The sequence below is a fragment of the Enterobacter sp. PL_is379 genome, from assembly GCF_055817355.1.
In genome coordinates, this window is the sequence record NZ_JBVPGT010000022.1 from 135,427 (window position 1) to 158,642 (window position 23,216).

19 protein-coding genes and 1 pseudogene are annotated in these 23,216 nt (G+C 58.8%); 6 read left to right on the forward strand and 14 right to left on the reverse strand.

Annotated features, from left to right (window positions below; all coding sequences use genetic code 11):
• Nucleotides 1-27: 27 nt before the first annotated feature.
• The 6 genes from AC0TOY_RS04575 to nasR all read right to left on the reverse strand — a co-directional run bounded on the left by AC0TOY_RS04575 (nt 28) and on the right by nasR (nt 10,891).
• On the reverse strand, nt 28-2,553 hold the full coding sequence (locus AC0TOY_RS04575; protein WP_473721535.1) for a nitrate reductase: 2,526 nt from the start codon (nt 2,551-2,553) through the stop codon (nt 28-30).
• Nucleotides 2,550-6,536: a nitrite reductase large subunit NirB gene (gene nirB, locus AC0TOY_RS04580; RefSeq protein WP_473721536.1), complete on the reverse strand. Its 3,987-nt coding sequence runs from the start codon at nt 6,534-6,536 to the stop codon at nt 2,550-2,552. Before nirB ends, AC0TOY_RS04575 begins: the two co-directional genes overlap by 4 nt.
• A 15-nt stretch (nt 6,537-6,551) precedes the next feature.
• Nucleotides 6,552-7,340, reverse strand: coding sequence for an ABC transporter ATP-binding protein (locus AC0TOY_RS04585; RefSeq protein ID WP_024907079.1), 789 nt, complete (start codon nt 7,338-7,340; stop codon nt 6,552-6,554).
• Nucleotides 7,341-7,349: 9 nt separating this feature from the next.
• Complete coding sequence (ntrB, locus tag AC0TOY_RS04590; RefSeq protein WP_024907078.1) at nt 7,350-8,228, reverse strand: nitrate ABC transporter permease; 879 nt, start codon at nt 8,226-8,228, stop codon at nt 7,350-7,352.
• Between the two features lie 2 nt (nt 8,229-8,230).
• Nucleotides 8,231-9,478, reverse strand: coding sequence for a CmpA/NrtA family ABC transporter substrate-binding protein (locus tag AC0TOY_RS04595; RefSeq protein WP_473721537.1), 1,248 nt, complete (start codon nt 9,476-9,478; stop codon nt 8,231-8,233).
• Between the two features lie 228 nt (nt 9,479-9,706).
• Nucleotides 9,707-10,891 (reverse strand): nitrate regulatory protein NasR, encoded by a 1,185-nt coding sequence (gene nasR / locus AC0TOY_RS04600; RefSeq protein WP_024907076.1) that lies wholly within the window; start codon nt 10,889-10,891, stop codon nt 9,707-9,709.
• Nucleotides 10,892-10,963: 72 nt separating this feature from the next.
• Between nasR and AC0TOY_RS04605 the strand changes: the two genes are divergently transcribed.
• From AC0TOY_RS04605 to AC0TOY_RS04615, 3 genes are all read left to right on the forward strand, one after another.
• Nucleotides 10,964-11,317: a DsrE/DsrF/TusD sulfur relay family protein gene (locus AC0TOY_RS04605; protein WP_008499522.1), complete on the forward strand. Its 354-nt coding sequence runs from the start codon at nt 10,964-10,966 to the stop codon at nt 11,315-11,317.
• 106 nt (nt 11,318-11,423) lie between these two features.
• Nucleotides 11,424-13,208, forward strand: a complete 1,785-nt coding sequence (locus AC0TOY_RS04610; protein ID WP_061714956.1) for a methyl-accepting chemotaxis protein — start codon at nt 11,424-11,426, stop codon at nt 13,206-13,208.
• A gap of 195 nt (nt 13,209-13,403) precedes the next feature.
• On the forward strand, nt 13,404-13,643 hold the full coding sequence (locus AC0TOY_RS04615) for a DUF1883 domain-containing protein (RefSeq protein WP_024907074.1): 240 nt from the start codon (nt 13,404-13,406) through the stop codon (nt 13,641-13,643).
• Nucleotides 13,644-13,673: 30 nt separating this feature from the next.
• Here AC0TOY_RS04615 and AC0TOY_RS04620 read toward each other — a convergent pair whose 3' ends face one another.
• Together AC0TOY_RS04620 and chaB are read right to left on the reverse strand one after the other, a co-directional pair.
• Complete coding sequence (locus AC0TOY_RS04620) at nt 13,674-14,369, reverse strand: gamma-glutamylcyclotransferase (RefSeq protein WP_473721538.1); 696 nt, start codon at nt 14,367-14,369, stop codon at nt 13,674-13,676.
• Between the two features lie 177 nt (nt 14,370-14,546).
• Nucleotides 14,547-14,777 carry a putative cation transport regulator ChaB gene (gene chaB / locus AC0TOY_RS04625; RefSeq protein WP_090420993.1) on the reverse strand — a complete coding sequence of 77 codons (231 nt, stop codon included), beginning with the start codon at nt 14,775-14,777 and terminating at the stop codon, nt 14,547-14,549.
• Nucleotides 14,778-15,047: 270 nt separating this feature from the next.
• Between chaB and chaA the strand changes: the two genes are divergently transcribed.
• A complete protein-coding gene (gene chaA / locus AC0TOY_RS04630; protein WP_473721539.1) occupies nt 15,048-16,148 on the forward strand; it encodes a sodium-potassium/proton antiporter ChaA in 1,101 nt (366 codons plus the stop codon).
• 94 nt (nt 16,149-16,242) lie between these two features.
• Here chaA and kdsA read toward each other — a convergent pair whose 3' ends face one another.
• The 6 genes and pseudogenes from kdsA to hemA all read right to left on the reverse strand — a co-directional run bounded on the left by kdsA (nt 16,243) and on the right by hemA (nt 21,287).
• Nucleotides 16,243-17,097: a 3-deoxy-8-phosphooctulonate synthase gene (gene kdsA / locus AC0TOY_RS04635; protein WP_048990640.1), complete on the reverse strand. Its 855-nt coding sequence runs from the start codon at nt 17,095-17,097 to the stop codon at nt 16,243-16,245.
• 36 nt (nt 17,098-17,133) lie between these two features.
• On the reverse strand, nt 17,134-17,943 hold the full coding sequence (gene sirB1, locus AC0TOY_RS04640; RefSeq protein WP_248272686.1) for an invasion regulator SirB1: 810 nt from the start codon (nt 17,941-17,943) through the stop codon (nt 17,134-17,136).
• 41 nt (nt 17,944-17,984) lie between these two features.
• Nucleotides 17,985-18,068, reverse strand: a pseudogene (locus AC0TOY_RS04645) (siroheme synthase); the annotation flags it as partial.
• Between the two features lie 8 nt (nt 18,069-18,076).
• On the reverse strand, nt 18,077-18,907 hold the full coding sequence (prmC, locus tag AC0TOY_RS04650) for a peptide chain release factor N(5)-glutamine methyltransferase (protein WP_157189323.1): 831 nt from the start codon (nt 18,905-18,907) through the stop codon (nt 18,077-18,079).
• Nucleotides 18,907-19,989: a peptide chain release factor 1 gene (gene prfA, locus AC0TOY_RS04655; protein WP_021240360.1), complete on the reverse strand. Its 1,083-nt coding sequence runs from the start codon at nt 19,987-19,989 to the stop codon at nt 18,907-18,909. Before prfA ends, prmC begins: the two co-directional genes overlap by 1 nt.
• 41 nt (nt 19,990-20,030) lie before the next feature.
• Nucleotides 20,031-21,287, reverse strand: coding sequence for a glutamyl-tRNA reductase (hemA, locus tag AC0TOY_RS04660; protein ID WP_024907067.1), 1,257 nt, complete (start codon nt 21,285-21,287; stop codon nt 20,031-20,033).
• A gap of 326 nt (nt 21,288-21,613) precedes the next feature.
• On the opposite strand from hemA, the gene lolB reads away from it, so the two are divergent.
• Nucleotides 21,614-22,225, forward strand: a complete 612-nt coding sequence (lolB, locus tag AC0TOY_RS04665) for a lipoprotein insertase outer membrane protein LolB (protein WP_024907066.1) — start codon at nt 21,614-21,616, stop codon at nt 22,223-22,225.
• Nucleotides 22,222-23,091 (forward strand): 4-(cytidine 5'-diphospho)-2-C-methyl-D-erythritol kinase, encoded by an 870-nt coding sequence (ispE, locus tag AC0TOY_RS04670; RefSeq protein WP_157189324.1) that lies wholly within the window; start codon nt 22,222-22,224, stop codon nt 23,089-23,091. The genes lolB and ispE overlap by 4 nt, the downstream gene beginning before the upstream one ends.
• The last annotated feature ends 125 nt before the right edge of the window (nt 23,092-23,216 follow it).

A 23,216-nucleotide genomic window follows, 5' to 3' on the forward strand; every position in this document is an offset into this window, starting at 1 on the left:
TGTGTTTATGAATAAACTCTTATTATGTTAACGCGATAAGCCCTGAAATGCAGTCCTGGCGGACATTTCAGGATTATCCTGAAACAGCCCTTTCAGCTCCGGCACGCAGGAACCACAGTTCGTACCACAGCGCAGCTTAGCCCCCAGCGCGGTGACGGAATCACACCCTCCGGCAATCGCCTCCCGTATCGCCTCTTCCCCGACGCTGAAACAGCTACAGATAATGCGTCCCGGATCCGTCGCCCTCCCGACGCTCTGCCCGTTCAACAGGGCGTGGCGTTCTGCGGGCAGCACGGGTGGTGAATGAAAAGCGGCTTCAATCACCGTATGCGCCAGCGCCGGTAACGCGGTACCTTCCCAGAAACCCAGCATAAGCTGGCCTTCATACCAGGCCAGCACGCTGCTGCGTTCACCGGCCTGAGCAACCTGCAGTTGCCAGCCCCGGCCGCTGGCGTATTCCATTACCCACGACAGCAGCGGTTTATCGCACGCCACCGTCAGGCGTGAAGCTTTACGCCACCAGTAAACCGGAGAGGGCATTTCCAGTCCTTCGCGGGCATAGAGTTCTCCCTGCCAGGCGGGCTGCCAGGGCTGGATTCTGACGGCGGTTTGTTTACTCTCCGGCTGCCCCGAAACCGGATCGCAGCGCCCTTCCACCAGTGCATTCACCTTTCCCTGGCGGGCAAACTCAGCGTTCCAGTGCATCGGGGCAAAAGCGTTCCCTTCACGCTGAGCGTCGCTGATGCGCACTCTTGCTACCATGACGCCGCGCGGCGAACTGATGCGCGCCAGCTGGCCGCCGCACAGGGAAAACCGAACGGCGTCTGCGGGGCAAACCTCAACAAAGGGTTCGGTGATATGCTGCATGAGTCTGGCCACATATCCTGTTCGCGTCATGGTATGCCACTGATCGCGGATGCGCCCGGAATTGAGAATCAGCGGGTACAACGCGCTGACCGTCGCACCGTGCGACTGTGGGTCAACGGGAACAATGTTTCGGCACGGAAAATCCCCCCCAGGCCACTGCCAGGGCTCAAGCCGCTCCCACTCCTCACGGGTTAACGTAGCCAGGTCGTGAAGGTTTAAGGCCCGCGCGCCGTCATTTTCAAAGGCCGTCAGCGCCGCATGCTCGCAAAAAATCTCGTGGGGATGCTGCCAGGCAAAGGCGTCGCCGTGCCCCAGCCGTTTCGCCACCTGCGCGACGATCCACCAGTCCGGCTTTGCCTCACCGGGCGCGGGCAGAAACGCGCGCTGGCGCGAAATGCGTCGCTCGGAATTGGTTACCGTACCGTCCTTCTCTCCCCAGGCCAGCGCCGGAAAGCGAATATGGGCAAACCGGCTGGTGTCGGTATCGTTCATCACCTCAGAGACAATGACCAGCGGGCAGCGCCCCAGCGCCTGACACACCGCGTGGCTGTCCGGCAGCGAGACGGCAGGATTGGTGCCCATGATCCACACCGCCTTCACCTCGCCGCGGGCAATGGCGTCAAACAGCTCCACCGCCATCAAGCCCGGCGTCTGCGCAAGCCGTTCCGTTCCCCAGAAACGCGCCACCCGCGAGAGATCGTCCGGCTCAAAGTTCATGTGCGCCGCCAGCTGATTTGCCAGCCCGCCCACCTCTCTTCCGCCCATTGCGTTTGGCTGTCCGGTCAGCGAAAACGGGCCGCAGCCCGGACGGTTAAATTTCCCGCTGGCAAGGTGCACGTTAATGATGGCGCTGCATTTGTCGCTGCCGCTGGAGGACTGGTTGATTCCCATGGTGTAGAGCGTGATGGCCCTGGGCGCCGTCATAAACCAGTCGTAAAACGTACCAATATCCTGCGGCGAGAGGCCGCAAAACGCCGCCACGCGGGATATCGGCCACGCGCCCGTTCCCTGAATCACATTGAGCAGACCGACGAACAGCCCGGCGTCGCTGCCGGGAGTGAGCGCCAGATGCAGGTCAGCAATATCACAGGAGGTGGTTCTGCGCGGATCGATGACCACCACTTTCATCTCCGGATTGTTGTGCTTTGCCTGTACCAGGCGCTGATACAGCACCGGATGCGTCCAGGCCGCGTTTGAGCCCACCAGCACCACCAGATCGCTGTTTTCCACATCCTCGTAGCTGCACGGCACGACATCTTCACCAAAGGCGCGCTTGTAGCCAACGACCGCCGATGACATGCAGAGCCGGGAGTTGGTATCAATGTTCGCCGCGCCGATAAACCCTTTCATCAGCTTATTGGCGGCGTAATAATCCTCGGTAAGCAATTGCCCGGACGCGTAAAACGCCACCGCCTGCGGCCCCCATTTGTCGATAATGTCCTGGAGGCGCTCGCCTGCCGCTCCCAGCGCCTGCGCCCAGGCCACCTCAGCACCGTCAACAACGGGGCGCAGCAATCGCCCCTGTAACCCCATTGTTTCCCCCAGGGCCGATCCTTTCACGCACAAGCGGCCAAAGTTCGCAGGATGGGTTTCATCCCCCCGAACGCTGACCGTTTCACCGTCCACGCGGGCGACCACGCCGCAGCCTACCCCGCAGTAGGGACACGTTGTCCGGGTTTCCGTCATGAGGCCTCCGCACGCATTACCAGGGCATCATTACCGACCCACACCTTGCCGTTCTCAATTTTGACCGGCCAGGCGCGCACCGCGGGTTCGCCGTTCTCCACCTGACAGCCGTCGCGCAGGCGAATACGCTGCTTGTAGAGCGGAGAGATCACCACCGGCTCCCCCGCCGCATCGCCAAGAATGCCTCGGGAAAGCACGTTCGCGCTGCTGCCAGGCTCCCGGTCGTCAAGGGCATAGACGGTTTTGCCAAATCGGAACAACGCAATCGGCTTACGCCCAAGCCGCGCGCCAATGCCCGCCTGCTCGGGGATATCGTCGATGCCACAGATTTCCTGCCAGCGTTTACCTTGATCCGCTGTGATGTCGTTCACCGTCGTGCGGAACAGCGCCAGACGGTTCGGATCGTTAAGCGTGGTTTGCCATTCGCACTGGTAGGTCTCCACCACCCGGGCCATCTCCTGCTCCAGCTCGTGGGCGATGCCCAGGCTATCGTTGAGGATCACCTCCCGAAGGTAGTCGAGACCGCCTTCCAGGTTGTCCATCCAGGTGCTGGTGCGCTGTAGGCGATCCGCCGTGCGGATGTAGAACATCAGGAATCGATCGACGGTGCGGATCAGCGTGTCATCATCGAGATCGCTGGCGAAGAGATCCGCATGGCGAGGCTTCATGCCGCCGTTGCCGCACAGGTAGAGGTTCCACCCCTTATCGGTGGCAATCACCCCCACGTCTTTACTCTGCGCCTCGGCGCATTCGCGGGTACACCCTGAGACCGCCATTTTGATTTTGTGCGGTGCGCGCAGGCCTTTGTAACGGTGCTCGAGCCTGACTGCGAGGCCGGTGGAGTCCTGCACGCCGTAGCGACACCAGGTCGACCCGACGCAGGATTTCACCGTGCGCAGGGATTTGCCGTAGGCGTGCCCGGTTTCAAATCCGGCTTCCACCAGCGCCTGCCAGATCTCCGGCAGTTGTTCGAGCGTGGCGCCAAACAGATCGATACGCTGGCCGCCGGTGATTTTGCTGTACAGTCTGTAGCGTTTCGCAATCTGGCCGATGGCGATCAGCCCGTCGGCGGTCACTTCCCCCGCAGGCATGCGCGGTACGATGGAGTAAGTACCGTCCTTCTGGATATTGGCGAAGTAGCGGTCGTTGGTGTCCTGCAGCGGCAGGTGTGCCGGTTTCAGCAGATACTCGTTCCAGCAGGAGGCGAGCACTGACCCCACCAGTGGCTTACAAATTTCGCACCCGTGTCCCTGACCGTAGCGGCTAATGAGCTGGTCAAAGGTGCGGATATGGTTGACGCGCACGAGGTGGTAAATCTCCTGACGCGAGTACGGGAAGTGTTCGCAGATGTCCTTTTTCACCTCCACGCCCTGCGCCGCCAGCTGGAACTCCATCACCTGCTTCACCAGTGCGCTACATCCTCCACAACCGGTCGCCGCTTTGGTGCACTGCTTAATCGCGCCGATATCCGTTGCGCCCGCACTTACCGCCTGACAGATATCGCCTTTGCTGACGTTATGACACGAACAGATTTGTGCGCTTTCCGGCAGCGCTGCCACGCCGAGCGCTTTTGGCGCACTGCCTGAAGACGCGGGTAATATCAGCGTTTCCGGCTCTTTTGGCAGGGCTATCCCGTTGAGCATCATCTGTACCAGCGTGGCGTATTCACTGGCATCACCCACCAGCACGCCGCCGAGCAGCGTTTTGCCGTCGTGGCTGACCACGATTTTCTTGTAGATTTGCTGCGGGCCGTGCGTCCACTGGTAACTCAGCGCCCCCGGCGTGCGCCCGTGAGCATCGCCGAAAGAGGCCACGTCCACGCCCAGCAGCTTGAGTTTGGTGCTCATATCCGCGCCGGCGAAGAGGTTCTCCTCTCCCGCCAGCGCGGCGGCGGCCACCCGCGCCATCTGGTAGCCGGGCGCAACCAGCCCGAAGATTTTCCCTTCCCACAGGGCGCATTCACCAATGGCCAGCACGTCCGGATCGGAGGTCTGACAGCGGTCGTCAATGCCGATCCCGCCGCGCTCGCCGATAGCCAGCCCGCTGCTGCGCGCCAGCGCGTCCTGCGGACGAATGCCTGCAGAAAAGACCACCATGTCTGTTTCAAGCTGTTCGCCATCGGCAAAGCGCAACACCAGCCCGCCGTCCGCCGTGGCGATCTCCGTTGTCGCTTTACTGGTGTGAACGCCGACGCCTAGCGCCTCAATTTTCTTGCGCAGCATCGCCGCGCCGTCGTTGTCGAGCTGGACCGCCATCAGATTGGGCGCAAACTCCACCACGTGAGTTTCCAGCCCGAGCTGCTTCAGGGCATTCGCCGCCTCCAGCCCCAGCAGCCCGCCGCCAATCACTACACCCCGGCGTGAGCCCGCCGCATGCGCCGCAATCTTGTCCAGATCGTCAAGCGTGCGATAAACAAAACAGCCCGGTAGATCGTGGCCCGACATCGGTGGGACAAACGGATAGGACCCGGTCGCCAGCACCAGTTTATCCCAGTGGATCTCATGCCCGCTGGCGGTACGCACCACGCGCGCGTCACGATCGATAGCGACAATCTGCTGCGACAGGCGCAGCTCAATGCCGTTGTCGGCAAAGAAATCCCCTTCCACCAGCGAAAGCGACGCCGCGCTACGGCCGCCAAAATATTCCGACAGATGCACGCGGTCGTAGGCGGCATAGCGCTCCTCGCCAAAGACAACGATCTGATACTGCTGATGCAGATTGCGGTTCACGCAATCTTCGAGGAAATGATGGCCGACCATACCGTGCCCAACCACCACCAGAGTAGGTTTTGTCATAGCGTGCTGTCCTGCAACCTGCGGTTGCGTAGTGAAACGATCGAACAGCCAGTCCGCGTGCGCGGGCGCAGCCGTTGCCAGTAATTCGGTAAATGTCGCCGCGCTGCGGCAGTCCCCCATCAGCAGCACGCCAGCCAGCGCCCCCTGACGGATCAGTAAACGACGATAGTGACGGGTCAGCGGATCCCATGCGCTCCAGACCACATCGCCCTTCTGCTCTGCCGCGCGACCAAGGCTGAACAACTCCACGCCGGTCACCTTGAGGCGCATGCCGTTGTCGGTCAGGGCAAATGGCGCGGTGACGTCTCCGGCCAGCCGTGCGGCGAGGATATCCGCCTGCGCCAGACAGGGGGCGACCAGGCCAAACGTCTGGTCGTCAATTTCACAGCATTCGCCAATGGCGTAGACGTCCGGCACGGAGGTTTGCATTTGGTGATCCACCACGATGCCGCGCGCGCAGCGAATGCCGCTGGCCTGCGCCAGTACGACGTTAGGCTGCACGCCCGTCGCCAGCACCACGCGCGCGGCGGTGACGCTGCCTCCGTTCAGCAGCGTCACGCTATTCCCGTCAATCGCCGCGATGCCAGAGGCGAGCTCACAGCGCACGCCCCGCGCCACCAGCGCCTCTTCCAGCAGCACGCCCGCCTGCTCATCCAGTTGCTGCTCCATCAGCCACAGACCGCGATGAACAAGGATGACGTTGTCCCCTGAGCGCGCCAGCGCTGCCGCCGTCTCAACCCCGAGCACGCCGCCGCCCAGCACTACCACCGGACCGGCGATCGCCCCTATGGCCCGGATATCCTCAAGGGTACGGAACGTGAAGACATGCGGCGCATCGCAGCCGGGAATTGGCGGAACAAAGGGCGTTGATCCGGTGGCAAACACCAGCGCATCCCAGCCCAGCGTGCGGACGGTGGTTTGCACTTCCCGCGTGTCCACATTCACGGCGAGCGCCTTTTCGCCCCGCAGCACCGTCACGCCCCGTTCCTGGTACCAGTCGTCATTCTGAAGACTGATGCCCGCCGCCGTTTTTTCACCGCCCAGCACCGGCGAAAGCTGGATGCGGTTATAGGCATGCTCCGGCTCGTCACCGATGACGGTAATTGCGAAACGATCGGCAGCACGCCCGGTGAGCGAGGCAATCAGCCGCGTGGCCGCCATGCCATTTCCGATAATGACCAGTCGCATCAAAAAGCCCCCTCGCTACGCCGCTTTCGGCTGCTTTTCATAGAGGAAATGCAGGATCTGCTGGCGCATGTGGTGATAGCGGCTGTCGTCAGCCAGCTGCACCCGGTTACGCGGGCGCGGCAGGTCAACGTGCAGGATCTCCCCGATGGTCGCCGCCGGGCCGTTGGTCATCATCAGCACGCGATCGGAGAGCAGCACCGCCTCGTCCACGTCGTGGGTAATCAGCACGATTGTGGTGTTCAGCGCCTGCTGGATCTGCATCACCGAGTCCTGCAGATGGGCGCGCGTCAGCGCATCCAGCGCGCCGAAGGGTTCATCCATCAGCAGGACTTTCGGCTTCATCGCCAGCGCGCGGGCAATCCCGACGCGCTGCTTCATGCCGCCGGAGATCTCACCCGGGCGCTTGTGCAGGGCGTGCCCCATCTGCACGCGGTCGAGGTTGTGCTCAATCCACTCCCGGCGCTCCGCCTTGCTCATGCTGTGGCGAAACACGTGATCTACCGCCAGGGCCACGTTGTCGAAGCAGGTGAGCCACGGTAGCAGCGAATGGTTCTGGAATACCACCGCGCGCTCCGGACCCGGCCCGGCAATTTCGCGGTTGTCGCAAATCAGCCCGCCTTCCGTCGGCAGCGTGATCCCAGCGATAAGGTTAAGCAACGTCGATTTACCGCAGCCGGAGTGCCCAATCAGGCTGACGGTTTCGCCCTCATGGATATCAAAGGAGACGTTCTGCAGCGCCAGAAATTCGCCGCTGGCGGTGGAAAAACGCTGGCTCACGGCCTGGACCTGGATTAATGGTTTCATGTTCGCTCCTTATTTTTCCTGCCAGCTAAAGCGACGGGCGATCAGCATCAGCCCCTGCTCCAGCAGCAGCCCGACCACGCCAATGATGACGATGGCGATGAGAATGTTTTCGACGTTGAGATTGTTCCACTCGTTCCAGATCCAGAAACCGATCCCTAAACCGCCGGTCAGCATCTCGGCGGCGACAATCACCAGCCAGGCGATGCCAATAGAGAGGCGCACCCCGGTCAGCACCGCGGGCAGCACCGCCGGGAAGAGAATGCGGCGCATGATGGTCCACTCTGAAAGCTGCAGCACCCGGGCGACGTTAAGGTAGTCCTGCGGAATACACCGCACGCCTTCGGCGGTGTTGATCACCATCGGCCAGATGGAGCAGATAAAAATGGTCCAGCTCGACGCGGGCTCCGCTTTCTGGAACAGCAGCAGGCCGATGGGCAGCCAGGCCAGCGGGCTAACCGGGCGTAATAGCGCGATCAGCGGGCCGAACATGCGCGAAAAAAAGGTGAAGCGGCCAATCAGGAAACCAAGCGGGATCCCGGCGAACGCGGCCAGGCCAAACCCCACCGCCACGCGCTGTAATGAGGCGAGCACGTTCCAGCCGATGCCCATGTCGTTAGGCCCGTCGCGATAAAACGGATCGGCAAACAGGGTAATAGCGGAATCGAGCGTGCTGAGCGGCGTCGGGAAACCTTTGCTGTTAATCGCCGCCAGTTGCCAGAGCACCACCAGCAGTCCCAGCCCCAGAAAAGCCGGAATGATGCGCTGAAGGATCGCGTTAATACGACGCGCAAACGTCGGCGTACGGCGGCGAACCTGCACCGGAGGCAGGAGAATCACCTCTCCACTCTCCGGCGTCTCGTGTGATTTTGTCTTTTGCAGATGCTGCATAATCAGGCCCCTTTACGGTGAATGGCGAAACGGCTGGCGTATTCTTCCGGGTCGGTACCGTTCCAGACGGTGCCGTCCATCAATGTGCTGCTGCGTAGTGGTGAAGTCGGTGTGGTAATGCCCCCCACCGCCGTGGCGGCATCCTGCCAGACCGCCGTCTGGTTAATGCGCTGTGCGATGCCCGTATAGTCCGGGGCGGCTTTGAGCAAGCCCCAGCGACGGAACTGGGTTAAGAACCACATGCCGTCGGAGTGATACGGGTAGCTGACGGCCCCCTCGTTGAAGAAGCGGATCGGGTGCGCGTCCTGCCAGCGCTGGCCCAGGCCGTTGTCGTACTCGCCGAGCATGCGTCCGGTGAGATACTGCTCTTTGCAGTTGAGCCACGCCCGGCGGGAGAGGATCTGCGCGGTTTCGCGTTTGTTTCCCGGGGAGGACTCAATCCAGCGTGCCGCCTCCAGCACTGCGCTCACCAGCGCCCGGGCGGTGTGCGGATTTTTCTCCACCCAGTCGCGACGCGTCCCGAGGATTTTTTCCGGATGGTCGGCCCAGATAGACTGCGACGTGGCGGCCGTAAAACCGATGCGGTCGTTGATGGCACGCGCGTTCCACGGCTCGCCGACGCAAAAGCCGACCATGTTGCCAATGCGCATGTTCATAACCATCTGCGGCGGCGGCACCACCACCGTACGCACGTCGTCAAAGGGGTGAATGCCCGCGCTGGCCAGCCAGTAGTAGAGCCACATGGCGTGCGTCCCGGTCGGGAAGGTGTGCGCGAAGGTATAGGTGCCAGGCGCCTGCTGCCCAATCAGCTTTTTCAGCCCGTCAAGGTCACGAACGCCCTTCTCTGCCAAATCGCTGGAGAGCGTAATCGCCTGGCCGTTCTGGTTGAGGGTCATCAGGTTAGCCATCTGCTGTGGCTTGCCAGCGATGCCCAGCTCCAGTCCGTACAGCAGGCCGTAAAGAATGTGCGCGGCATCGAGTTCGCCCGCCACCAGCTTGTCGCGCACCGCCGCCCAACTCGCCTCTTTGGTGGGCAGGATGGTAATACCGTATTTTTTATCAAACCCTTTCAGCGCAGCGATAACCACCGGGGCACAGTCGGTCAGCGGGATAAACCCGATGCGCACTGTTTCCTGCTCCGGTTTATCCGAGCCTGCCGCCCATGCGGCCTGCATGACACCCGGCAACAGAATTGCACCACTCGCCAGCATGCTGGCCTGCAAAAAACGCCGTCTCGACAAATCCGCCATGACCACTCCTGAAAAAAAACCAAAAAAAAGCGCCCACGGTGCCGAAGCACCAGTGGACGCCTTTATCCCGAAGACGGATGCACCGCCGTTGGCGCATCGTCAAAAATGGTTAATCTGATAATGCAAAGTGAATGCCAGGTTTTAACACACTGTTTCTTGCGGTGCTTACCGTTCCTCCCTCGCCTTTACGCACCGCAAACAGGCATAAAATGCCCACTGACCGTGCAGCTACTCCTTTGGTGTTACCTGCCATACATTCTTCACCATGAGCAGCGCGCGGGCGATATCCACCATCCTTTGGTTCTTGTCCATCGCCATTTTGCGCAGCGCCGTCCAGGCCTGTTCCTCACTCATATTCTGGTGGGTCATCAGCACGCTCTTCGCTTTATCAATGATTTTGCGCTCTTCAAGCGTATCGCGCAGCGACGCAAGCTGACGTGAGAGCTGCTCTATCTCGCGCGCCTGCTGGCGAACCAGGGTAAGCAACGGTTTTTCCGGATAGCGGATCGGCGGATCATCCTGTTCATCGCCGGGGAGCGCGTACTCATCGTCACGGTGAATGCATTCGTCCACCGCGACCATCAGATCGGCGATGATCGTCTCCTCCAGCGTGCGCAGATGCTCAAGGCGCGCGGTTTGCAGAGCAAACCAGGCCAGTGCGGTAAGGCCGTTATCGGCGGCAGGCTGGCGGGTACAGGCCACGCGCCGGAGTTGCTCCGTTTCACGATCGGGCTGACAGTGCATTGAAAAGGTGGTCTGAACGTCAGCGGAGCTGTGCGAGAGAAAGATCTCAAAGCAGGCCTGCTGCCCGTCAATGCGGTCAACCAGCCTCTGACGAGTCACATCATCGAAAAAACCCTGCGTGAAGCCAATCGCCCCCAGCGCCCGCTCCTGTCCTGCCAGCTCTTTTCCCTGCATCAGGCTATAAAGCGCGACAAAACGTCCTGCGATTTGCGGATCGTCAATGCTGTCATTAAGCTGCGGCACGATACTGAGCAGATGGCGAAGCATACGGGAGTAGTGTTCCATCGCCTGGGGTGCCGTTACAGTCTGCTGAATCACACCGTCACGCAGCGCGGGAAGTGTATCCAGGCTCAGGAGCGCGCCGCCGATGCGTTCACAGACGGCACTTCCTGGGATCGGCGACTGTGTTTCAAGAATGCCGTAAAGGGCAGCGAGGTTTTCATCCACCAGCGCCCGGCTGGCTTTGCATTCGGGGGCGTACAGCTTGCCCTGTGAGCAGAGCCAGACGTTGGACGCCCCGCGCTCGCACTGTAACATGTGCACCAGTTGGCTAATGCCGTGCACAAGCACACCCAGCTGTGCCAGCTTGCTGAACTGCTCCTGGCGCATCATCTTTGCGCGCGTGAGCCATTCGGCAGCGCCTGGCGAAATGCCTGCCATTAATATCATGCTTACTCTCCCGGACAGCGAAACTCCGGGAAATTAAGCAATATTCGTGCCTTTATAAGAACAGGAGTCAACATGCAGAAGATTGTGATCGTCGCCAACGGTGCGGCCTACGGGAGTGAATCGCTTTTTAACAGCCTGCGCCTGGCCATTGCGCTGCGCGAAAAAGAGAGTGACCTCGCGTTACGCCTCTTTTTAATGTCGGACGCGGTCACCGCAGGGCTGAAGGGACAAAAACCGGCAGAGGGTTATAACATTCAGCAGATGCTGGAGATCCTGACCGCGCAAAACGTGCCGGTGAAGCTGTGCAAAACCTGCACCGACGGGCGCGGTATCACCGGGCTGCCGCTGATTGATGGCGTAGAAATTGGTACGCTGGTTGAGCTGGCCGAGTGGACGCTGTCCGCGGATAAAGTATTAACTTTTTAATAATAAACCCGTAAAAATATTATTTTCTTATGGACGCGGTTTCAGCATCAAGTTTACCTGCGGGGTTGCCGATAGGCATGGAAACAACACAGCAGGTATTTCACTTATGTTCAGATCGATTCGTGCACGCATCATCGCGGCGACGGCAGGCTGTCTGGTCGTCGCCCTTCTCCTCAATACCGTTATTAACTTCCAGGTCACACGCCAGGATAACCAGCAGTCACAGCGCGATATCCTGACCAGCACCAGCGCCAGCCATAACATGGCGATTGCCGACTGGGTCAAAAGCAAGATGACGGTGATTGCCTCCGCGCAGACCGTCGCACTGAGTGACGATCCGGTTCCGGTGTTTAAACAGCTTGCACAGGCGGGTGGATTCACCAACGTTTATGTCGGCTACGCCAGCAAAACGGCGAAATTCTCTGAACCGGCGGGGGTTCCGGCGGATTATGATCCGACCATTCGCCCGTGGTATCAGCAGGTGGTCAGTACGGACGGTCCGGTTGTCACCGCGCCCTACGTTGACGCGGGGACCGGTAAACTGGTGGTGACCTTCGCCGTGCCGGTGAAAGAGAATGGCACACTGAAAGCGGTAGTGGCGGGCGATGTGGCCATGGACAGCGTGGTGGCGAACGTACGCGGGATCCATCCAACCCCGGCCAGCAGCGGGTTGCTTCTGAACAGTGACGGCAGCGTGATTGCCGCTAACGATCCGGCTCTGACGCTTAAACCGTTTGCTGAGACCATCAAAGGCATCGATTTTGCTGCGCTGAAAAGCGGTAACCCGGTTGACGGCACGCTGAACGATGCTGAAAAAACCTTCGTGGCGACAGCCGTGCCGGGCACAAACTGGCTGCTAGTCGTCGCCCTCGACAACGGCGACGCCACCTCCGGCATGCGTTCCCTGCTTAAAGCATCGGCGATTTCGCTGGTGATCCTGGCACTGCTGAGCGCGACCATTGTTCACCTCCTGATTGCCCGCCTGCTGAAGCGTCTGTCCGACATTCGCGACGCGATGCACAACATTGCCAACGGGACTAACGATCTGTCCCAGCGTCTGCCGGACAGCGGCGAGGACGAAGTCGCGCAGATTGCGCAGGCCTTTAACGCCTTCAGCGATAAGCTGTCGGTGGTGATGGTGCAGCTCCGGGATGCCAGTGAATCGGTGAAAAACGCCGCCCAGGAGATTGCTGCAGGTAACCAGGATCTCTCCGGACGTACCGAGCAGGCGGCGTCCAGCCTGCGCGAGACGGCCAGCGCCGTGGAGCAGATCACCGCCTCCGTGACGCAGTCGAACGAGTCGGCGGCAGAAGCGAACGATCAGGCGAGCAAGGCCTCAGCGGCCGCGGCGCGCGGCGGCGAGGTGGTATCCCAGGCGATCAGCACCATGCAGTCCATCGAAGTCGCGTCGGCTAAAATTGGCGATATCACCAGCGTGATTGACGGCATTGCTTTTCAGACCAACATTCTGGCGCTGAACGCCTCCGTCGAGGCGGCCCGTGCCGGGGAGCAGGGTCGCGGGTTTGCCGTGGTGGCAGGCGAAGTGCGTAACCTGGCAAGCCGCAGCGCCCAGGCGGCGAAAGAGATCAAATCGCTGATCGATTCCACCACCGACAGCGTGGCCACCGGCTCCCGCTACGTGCATCTGGCCGGGGAAAGCATGGACGAGATCCGCTCCAGCATCGGTAGCGTCTCCGGCATCATGCGCGAAATCTCCATCGCCACCAGCGAGCAGATGAAAGGCATTCATGAGATCAATCATGCGGTGACCCATCTCGACAGGATGGTCCAGCAGAACGCCGAGCTGGTAGTGGAATCCGCCGCCGCCGCGGGTGCCCTGCAGAGCCAGGCTGGGGACCTTGCTGAAACCGCCGGCCATTTCCGCATTTAATTTTATTCCGGCGCGGGTTTACCGGGTAAAACCCGCGCCAGCTGAATGCTTTCAGGAATTTTGTCATTTTTGTTTAAACGTTATGCCATTTTTTGATCAAAATCATCATCCCTCGCCCCCCGCTTTGGTGTTATGCAATGAGTAATTTGTGAACAATATCACGCTCGGGATGGGCAAAATCGACGGGGTAAAAAAATGGCACTGGTAAAAACAAGTTTGAAACTGTTTGGCGGGGATACGGTAGTGGTGCGTTGCTCAGAGCGCTGTCGTATTCACCTGATGAGTGCGAAAGCACATAAACAATCCCAGGCGGATATTCTCACCGTGCAGGATGATAAAGCGTGGCTTACCGTACCGTATACCGGCACGTGGGATGTGCTGATCGACAGCCACAGCCAGTCGCTGGAGCATTCCGTCAGCTACGTGGCTGCATAATAATAAACGCCCGGCGAGCCGGGCGTATCATCAGGCAAAGCCCGGTCGCAGCGTGCCGTTGAGCGGGTTCCCTTCCAGCAGAGCCTTCACCTTTACCACCAGCTCATTCAGACAATCGTCTTTCATGCCGAGGCGGGTCAGCTCCTGATCCAGGGAGAAGAGATATTGTGCATTGGTCCCCAGCGGTCCGCTGGCGGCAGCAATCAACGGGGCTATGACCTGCGTGCGGGTGTCCGCTTCATACAGCGGATGACGCGGGTCCATAATAAACACCAGCGCATTGACGGTGCGTCCGTCGTCCAGCTCCAGCTTGCACCAGCTCGGCATATAGCAGCCGGTGATCATCTCACGCTTCCAGAGCAGCGTAAGCTCCTCTTCCAGCGAGGCATCAGGAAGGCGATACGCCACGCCCGTGGTGCGCCCGCCCTCTTTCAGTGCAAGCATACGTCCCGGCTGGCACGCGCTGCCGCGTCCGGCCGTCAGACGCAGGCAAAATGCGCGATGCCAGCCAGGCAGCGTTCCCGTTGCCGATTCGACAAATTCCAGAGCCGGGTTCCACATCAGGGAACCGTAGCCAAAAATCCATACCGGGCCATCATCCGGGCGGCAGGCAAGCGTGGCAGCAAGTGACGCCGCACGTTGTTCAACTGACCAGAGAAGCGATTCCTCAATAGCACCAAATGCCGTCTTACAATCTGCCTTCATTAAGAAATCACGCGTTAACACTTTACACCTCCGCCACTGCATGCTTCCTTGCGACATCTGTAATTCGCCTTCCCGGCATTATGTGCTGGTCATTTTGCCAGCAGTTAAATAACGATAAGCAATTAGCGGACCAGTTGCAATACAACGGCAGTTCAACCGCCTGAAAAGTCAAAATGAAGGCAGCGAATTATTTCACGGCTATTTCTTTTTATGCCATTTATCGTCGCCTCCTTTTTCATATTCATGTTTTACGGCGGACCAGGCGACTTTGTGTGCCGTCTCTTCACGGCTGGCATCATCCCGGCGATCGTCCTTATCTTTGTATTGATCCCAGGCGCTGTTAAACGCCTCTTTGTAGATATCCTGCGCGTGAGCGGGCAGCACGTTTTGCACGTTGTCTGGTAATTCGCGTTTCGTTTTATATGGCATCACTCACCTCTCTTTTGCTTAAAGAGATAAGTGTGGACGACGATATGGCAGCGTGCCACCCGGCCTTAATTTATGGTTTCAAACCAAATGTAATTTATTGTTATTTAATAAGTATTATATGAAAACCATCAATTACAGGAGTCAGGTATTAAATTTATGACAAAGGGTAAAATTAAGTAAAAAATAAAGGGTATTTAACAGAGATCTGTTAGTTTAATGACCTCAAAAATCTATCTATAATTACAAGCACCTGCATTGATGGAGAAGCTCATGACAGCAACACTCGAGGCGGTAAAGACCCGCCACAAGGAGACGTCACTCATTTTCCCGGTTCTGGCACTGGCTGTGCTGCTCTTCTGGGGAAGCAGTCAGTCACTGCCAGTGGTGGTTGGTATCAATATTCTTGCCCTGGTCGGCATCTTAACCAGCGCATTTAGCGTCGTTCGCCATGCGGACGTCCTGGCCCACCGTCTGGGCGAGCCGTACGGATCGTTAATTCTCAGCCTTTCCGTCGTTATTCTCGAAGTCAGCCTGATTTCCGCGCTCATGGCGACCGGCGATGCCGCGCCGACGCTGATGCGCGACACGCTCTACTCTATCATTATGATTGTGACGGGCGGCCTGGTGGGCTTCTCTCTGCTGCTGGGCGGGCGCAAGTTCGCGACCCAGTATATGAACCTGTTCGGCATTAAACAGTATCTGATCGCCCTCTTCCCGCTGGCCATTATCGTGCTGGTCTTCCCGATGGCGCTGCCGGGCGCGAATTTCTCTACCGGTCAGGCACTGCTGGTCGCACTGATTTCCGCCGCCATGTACGGCGTGTTCCTGCTGATTCAGACCAAAACGCACCAGAGCCTGTTTGTGTATGAGCATGAAGACGACAGCGACGACGATGATCCGCACCACGGTAAGCCGTCGGCCCACAGCAGCGCGTGGCATACGGTTTGGCTGATCGTACATCTGATTGCGGTGATTGCCGTCACCAAGATGAACGCCAACCCGCTGGAAAGGCTGTTAACCGAGCTGAACGCGCCGGTAGCCTTTACCGGCTTCCTGGTGGCGCTGCTGATCCTGTCTCCTGAAGGGCTGGGTGCGCTGAAAGCCGTCTTAAACAATCAGGTGCAGCGCGCAATGAACCTGTTCTTCGGCTCCGTACTGGCGACCATTTCACTTACCGTTCCGGTGGTGACGCTGATTGCCTTTATGACGGGCAACGAGCTGCAGTTTGCGCTGGGTGCGCCGGAAATGATTGTGATGGTGGCCTCGTTGCTGCTGTGCCAGATTTCGTTCTCCACCGGGCGCACCAACGTGCTGAACGGCGCGGCGCATATGGCCTTGTTTATTGCGTACTTAATGACGATTTTTGCGTAAGAGTGATCCGGTGCGGCCTGATGCCCTCACCCCAACCCTCTCCCACAGGGAGAGGGAGAAAACATAAAAAAACCCGCCGAAGCGGGTTTTTTTATTAGTTGCTGGTATCCAGCTCGTCGAAGCTCTTCACCAGATCGTCAATCGCTTTGATCTGTTTCAGGAACGGCTCCAGCTTATCCAGCGGCAGCGCAGATGGGCCGTCGCATTTCGCATTAGCCGGATCCGGGTGCGCTTCAATAAAGAGACCTGCCAGGCCGGTCGCCATACCGGCACGCGCCAGCTCGGTCACCTGGGCACGACGGCCACCGGATGCGGCACCGAACGGGTCGCGGCACTGCAGGGCGTGGGTCACGTCGAAAATCACTGGAGACTGGTTAGAGACGTTCTTCATCACGCTGAAGCCCAGCATGTCGACAACCAGGTTGTCGTAACCGAAGTTAGCGCCACGGTCACACAGGATCACCTGATCGTTACCGCCTTCGATAAACTTATCAACGATGTTACCCATCTGGCCCGGGCTGACGAACTGCGGTTTTTTCACGTTAATCACGGCACCGGTTTTCGCCATCGCCGCCACCAGGTCAGTCTGGCGAGCCAGGAATGCCGGGAGCTGAATCACGTCAACCACGTCTGCCACCGGCTGCGCCTGAGAGGCTTCATGCACGTCGGTGATCACTTTCACGCCAAAGGTCTGCTTCAGCTCCTGGAAAATCTTCATCCCCTCTTCCAGGCCCGGGCCACGGTAAGAGTTGATGGAGGAGCGGTTGGCTTTGTCAAAAGAGGCTTTAAACACGTACGGGATGCCCAGCTTCTGGGTCACGGTCACGTAGTGTTCGCAGATACGCATGGCGAGGTCGCGGGATTCCAGCACGTTCATGCCGCCAAACAGGACGAACGGCAGGTCGTTTGCTACCTTGATATCACCAATGCTAACCACTTTTTGTTTCATAGGATCGCCTTATTCAGGTGTGAATCGGAATTAAGATTAATGCAGTGTAATTTGCTTGTGCGAGATCGCGTTGATCTGCGCACGAATCATTTCGCTAATGGGGTCTTCCGGACACTGCTCAACGAAATAGCTCAGATCGTTTAGCGCCACATGCTCACAGTCGAGCTGGGCATAGATCAGCCCGCGGTCGCGAATTTCGTACGGATCTTCCGGGTTGAACTGCAGCAGCACTTCGCTGGCGCGCAGGGCCAGCTCCATCTGACGCTCTTCCATTAATGCAGACTTCAGCGTATCCAGCAGCTTGCGAATGACCTCTGCGTTGTCCGCCTCGTCGAGATCTTCGTTGAAGAGTTCGGCCACCGGGCTGATATTGCCTTTCAGCCACACGTCCAGCGTATGTTCATCCAGCGTGTCGCCGTTAAAGGGATTAATGAGCCACATTTCGCCGTCCAGCCACTCTGCACGCAGGATCATCTGCGTCGGGAAAATGACCGGCACCAGCGGAATATCCAGACGCTGTGCGACCCATAGTAAAATAGACCCCAGTGCCACGGCGCTGCCCTGACGATTTTTTAAGACCTGGTCCAGCCATAATGCGTCAGACAGGCGATACACGCCCCGCGTGTCGCAGAAACCCCATTCGCCGTAGAAAAGCTCCAGCAGCTTCTCTAGTTGCCAGTCTTGCGGGCGAGCCTGATTAATCTCTTCACGCGCCAGGCTGACCAGATTCTCCAGCTCATCATAGACAAACTGCGACGTAAAATCGTCGCGAATCATCTCTGAAATCAGGATCATGCCATCGCAAAGCGGCACTTTATTAAATTCGAAATCGGCTAAGGACCTCATGACTTACCCCAGTAACGCCTGAGCGAACAATGACGCTCAGGCGCGATAAAACTCAAAACGATGTAGATGATAACGCCAAACTGCCTTTCAGTCAGCCTTACGCCTTTATCAGTAAATGGCAGATACCCGGAACTCAAGACCACCGCCCCAGCGTCAGGCGTTCGTTGCCGCCGTAGTCGCGGCAGGTTTCGACAGCGTCATAACCTGCTTGCGTAAACAGTGCGCGCACGGCTTCTCCCTGCGTCCAGCCATGCTCCACGAGCAGCCAGCCGCCGGGAAGTAAATGTTCCCGTGACGTTGTCACAATGTGATCAAGATCGGCTAATCCCGTGTTGGCAGCCACGAGCGCCGTCAGCGGTTCGAAGCGAACATCTCCCTGCGCAAGGTGCGGGTCATGTTCATCGATGTAAGGAGGATTGCTGACAACCATCGCAAATGTGCGATTCTCCAGCGCGGAAAACCAGCTGCTTTGCAGCACCGTCACGTTGCGGACCCCGAGACGTTCCACGTTACGCTGCGCCAGCGCCACCGCGTCGGGCATGACATCCACCGCCGTCACCGCGCAGTCGGGCCGCTCGGTGGCGAGCGCCAGCGCGATAGCACCTGTTCCCGTCCCGAGGTCGAGAATACTGCAGGCCGCCGCCGGTAAACGCGCCAGCGCCTGCTCCACCAGACATTCGGTGTCCGGACGCGGGATCAGCGTCGCCGCCGAGACGAACAGCGGTAACGACCAGAACTCACGTTCACCGACAAGGTGCGCCACCGGCTCGCCGGTTTTACGACGGGCAAGCAGCGCGGCGAGCTGCGCTTCCTGCTCCGCGGTCAGTTCGGTTTCACCAAAAGCCAGCAGATACGTGCGGGCTTTACCCGTCACATACTCAAGCAAAATTTCGGCATCGCGTTTCGGGCTTTCGCTTTCGGAAAGCTCACCGGCCGCCTCACGTAACCAGCGCTTAAAATCCATTATTCCTGCTCGGACAGTGCCGCCAGCTGGTCGGCCTGGTATTCCTGCACGATAGGCTCAATCAGCATGTCCAGCTTCCCTTCCATCACCTCGTCCAGACGGTACAGCGTCAGGTTGATGCGGTGGTCGGTGACGCGGCCCTGCGGGAAGTTGTAGGTGCGGTTACGGTCGCTGCGATCGCCGCTCCCCAGCAGGTTACGACGCGTAGACGCTTCCGCCTGCTGGCGTTTCGCCATTTCGGCCGCGTGGATACGCGCGCCCAGCACGGACAGCGCTTTGGCTTTGTTTTTGTGCTGTGAACGCTCGTCCTGACATTCGACGACAATGCCGGTTGGCAGGTGGGTAATACGGATGGCGGAGTCGGTGGTGTTAACGTGCTGACCACCCGCGCCAGAGGAGCGGAAAGTATCAATACGCAGGTCCGCCGGATTGATGTCCGGCAGTTCCGCTTCCGGCAGCTCCGGCATCACCGCCACCGTACAGGCGGAGGTGTGAATACGGCCCTGGGATTCGGTGGCCGGTACGCGCTGCACGCGGTGACCGCCGGATTCAAACTTGAGACGACCGTACACGCCGTCGCCGCTGATCTTGGCGATAACCTCTTTGTAGCCACCGTGTTCGCCTTCGTTGGCGCTCATGATCTCCACGCGCCAGCGACGCGACTCGGCGTAGCGGCTGTACATGCGGAACAGATCCCCGGCAAACAGTGCCGCTTCGTCACCGCCGGTCCCGGCGCGGACTTCCACGAACGCGTTACGCTCGTCGTCCGGATCTTTTGGCAGCAGAAGCACCTGAAGCTGCTGCTCCATCTCTTCAGAACGCGCTTTCGCATCCTGCAACTCTTCCTGCGCCATCTCGCGCATTTCAGGATCGTCGAGCATCATCTGCGCGGTTTCGATATCTTCCTGAACCTGTCGCCAGTCGGTAAAGCATTTAGAAACATCACTTAACTGCGCGTATTCACGTGAGAGCGCGCGAAAACGCTCCTGGTCCGCAATGGTCCCGGCATCGCCGAGCAGCGCCTGGACTTCTTCATGGCGCTCGTGCAGAGCTTCCAGTTTAGCGACGATAGAAGGCTTCATAGGCGTAAGTGCACCTTGTCTTAGAAAATGGGTATAGGGCGCTATTCCAGCCCGAGGCTGTTGCGCAGAATAGTCAGGCGTTCATCATCCCCGTCACGGGCGGCCTGCTGAAGAGATTTGGTTGGCGCATGGATCAGGCGGTTGGTCAGTTTCCACGCCAGATCCTGCATAATTGCATGTGCGTCGCCGCCCTGCTCCAGGGCCGCTAACGCTTTGGCTGTCAGGTCGTCACGCACCTGCTCCGCCTGTCCGCGATACTCGCGGATGGTCTCGCTGACGCTTTGCGCGCGCAGCCAGGCCATAAACTCACTGGTTTCCTGCTCAACAATGGTTTCCGCCTGCACCGCCGCCGCTTTACGCTGGGCGAGGTTGTGCGAAATGATGCTTTGCAGGTCATCCACGCTGTAGAGGTAGGCGTTAGGCAGCTTGCCCACTTCCGGCTCAACATCGCGCGGGACGGCAATATCCACCAGCAGCATCGGCTGATTACGACGGGACTTCAGCGCACGCTCCACCATCCCTTTTCCGATAATCGGCAGCGGACTGGCGGTCGAGCTGATAATAATGTCCGCCTCTTTCAGACGTTCATCGATGTCGCTCAGGGCAACCACCTCTGCGCCCACTTCATCCGCCAGCACCTGCGCGCGTTCGCGGGTGCGGTTAGCGATAATCATCTTTTTCACTTTATGCTCGCGCAGATGGCGCGCCACAAGTTCGATGGTTTCGCCCGCGCCCACCAGCATCACGGTGACGGTGGAGAGGGATTCAAAGATTTGGCGCGCAAGGGTGCAGGCCGCGAAAGCAACGGAAACCGCACTGGCACCAATGTCGGTTTCGGTTCGCACACGCTTCGCCACGGAGAACGACTTCTGGAACATGCGCTCCAGCTCGCTGGCCTTCAGATGCCCTTTTTGCGAATCCGCAAACGCTTTTTTCACCTGCCCCAGGATCTGCGGTTCGCCGAGCACCAGCGAATCCAGCCCGCTGGCCACGCGCATCAGATGGCTGACGGCATCGTTGTCCTGATGCCAGTACAGGCTGTTGCGCAGCTCGTCTTCATTGAGATTGTGGTAGTCGCATAACCAGCGGATCAGCGCTTCGTGCAGGTTATCCTGCTCTTCCACGCTTAAATAGAGCTCGGTACGGTTGCACGTCGAGAGCACCACGCCACCCTGCACCATCGGCTGTGCAAGCAGGCTGTCCAGCGCCAGGTCGAGCGTATCTGGCGAAAACGTTACGCGTTCTCGCAGCGAAACCGGGGCCGTTTTGTGGTTGATGCCGAGTGCTAATAGGGTCATGTTGAGCGGGAGTAGTACCAGCGTTAATAAGGTTAGCAGAACGCATCATACAGGATGCGCGAGATCAATAAAAGAGACAGCCCCCTTTCGGAGTAATAGCTTATACCCGTCATACTTCAAGCTGCATGCGCGTTGGCTGCGCTCGTTCACCCCAATCACATAGTTATCTATGCTCATGGGGATTCACTCTCTTGCCGCCTTCATGCAGCTTGAATTATTTAGGGTAGATACAACGCTTTGAGATAATTTGAACGTAGACGGTAGCCCCCTTCGACGCTAGCATTAACAGTTATAACTGCAACGTATCTCAAGGATTTGTCCTTATTATGACCCGACTGATTCGCCTGCTGCCGCTGGCAGCACTGGTTCTGACCGCGTGTACCGTCACCCAGCCAAAAGGCCCGGGCAAAAGCCCTGATTCACCGCAGTGGCGTCAGCACCAGCAGGACGTCCGTAATTTGAACCAGTACCAGACCCGCGGCGCGTTCGCTTATCTCTCTGACGAACAAAAAGTTTATGCCCGCTTCTTCTGGCAGCAGACGGGTCAGGACCACTATCGCCTGCTGCTGCTGAACCCGCTGGGCAGCACCGAGCTGGAGCTTATCGCGAAACCGGGTGAAGCGCAGATCACCGATAACAAAGGTCAGCACTACACCGCGACCGATGCCGAAGAGATGATTGGCAAGCTGACCGGGATGCCTATCCCGCTCAACAGCCTGCGCCAGTGGATCCTCGGCCTGCCGGGTGACGCCACCGACTACACCCTGGACGATCAGTATCGTCTGAGCCAGGTGAACTACACCCAGAACGGTAAAACCTGGAAAGTGGTGTACAGCGCCTATGACAGTAAGAGTAAACCGTCGCTGCCATCGAATATGGAACTGACCCAGGGCAGCCAGCGTATCAAGCTGAAAATGGACAACTGGATCGTTAAATGATGACCCAATGGCCCTCTCCGGCAAAGCTGAACCTGTTCTTGTACATCACCGGCCAGCGCGCTGACGGTTATCACACCCTGCAGACGCTGTTTCAGTTTATTGACTATGGCGACACGATCTCCATTGAACTGCGTCAGGACGGGCAGATTTGCCTCCTGACGCCGGTCGATAGCGTGGCGCATGAGGACAACCTGATCGTGCGCGCCGCGCGTCTGCTGATGAAAGCCGCGGCGGAATCAGGCCGTCTGCCCGCAGGAAGCGGTGCGGATATTCGTATTGAGAAACGTCTGCCGATGGGCGGCGGTCTGGGCGGCGGCTCATCTAACGCCGCGACCGTGCTGGTTGCGCTGAACCACCTCTGGGGCTGCGGGCTGTCGACGGACGAACTGGCAACTCTGGGCTTGACGCTGGGGGCGGATGTCCCGGTGTTTGTGCGCGGTCATGCGGCCTTTGCCGAGGGCGTGGGTGAGATCCTCTCCCCGGCTGAACCGCCGGAGAAATGGTATCTGGTTGCTCACCCTGGCGTGAGCATTCCGACTCCGGTCATCTTTAAAGATCCTGACCTGAAAAGGAATACCCCGGTTCGGTCAATAGAAACGTTATTAAATTGTGAATTCAGCAACGATTGCGAGGATATCGCAAGAAAACGTTTTCGCGAGGTTGATGCGGTGCTTTCCTGGCTGTTAGAATACGCGCCGTCGCGCCTGACTGGTACAGGGGCCTGTGTCTTTGCTGAATTTGACACCGAATCCGCCGCTCGTCAGGTGCTTGAGCAAGCGCCGGTTTGGCTGCATGGTTTTGTAGCGCGTGGGATGAACATTTCCCCCCTACAGCAGGCCATTCTGGCGCAGACTGAGTTTCGGTGACAACGTCACCCTGTTCCAGACGTTGCATCGCGCTCTTTAATACACCGCCTGGATAGCCTTTGCCTGGCCCGCACAGTTTACGGCGAACGCTATCCACCACTGGACGCATGCCTGAGGTTCTTCTC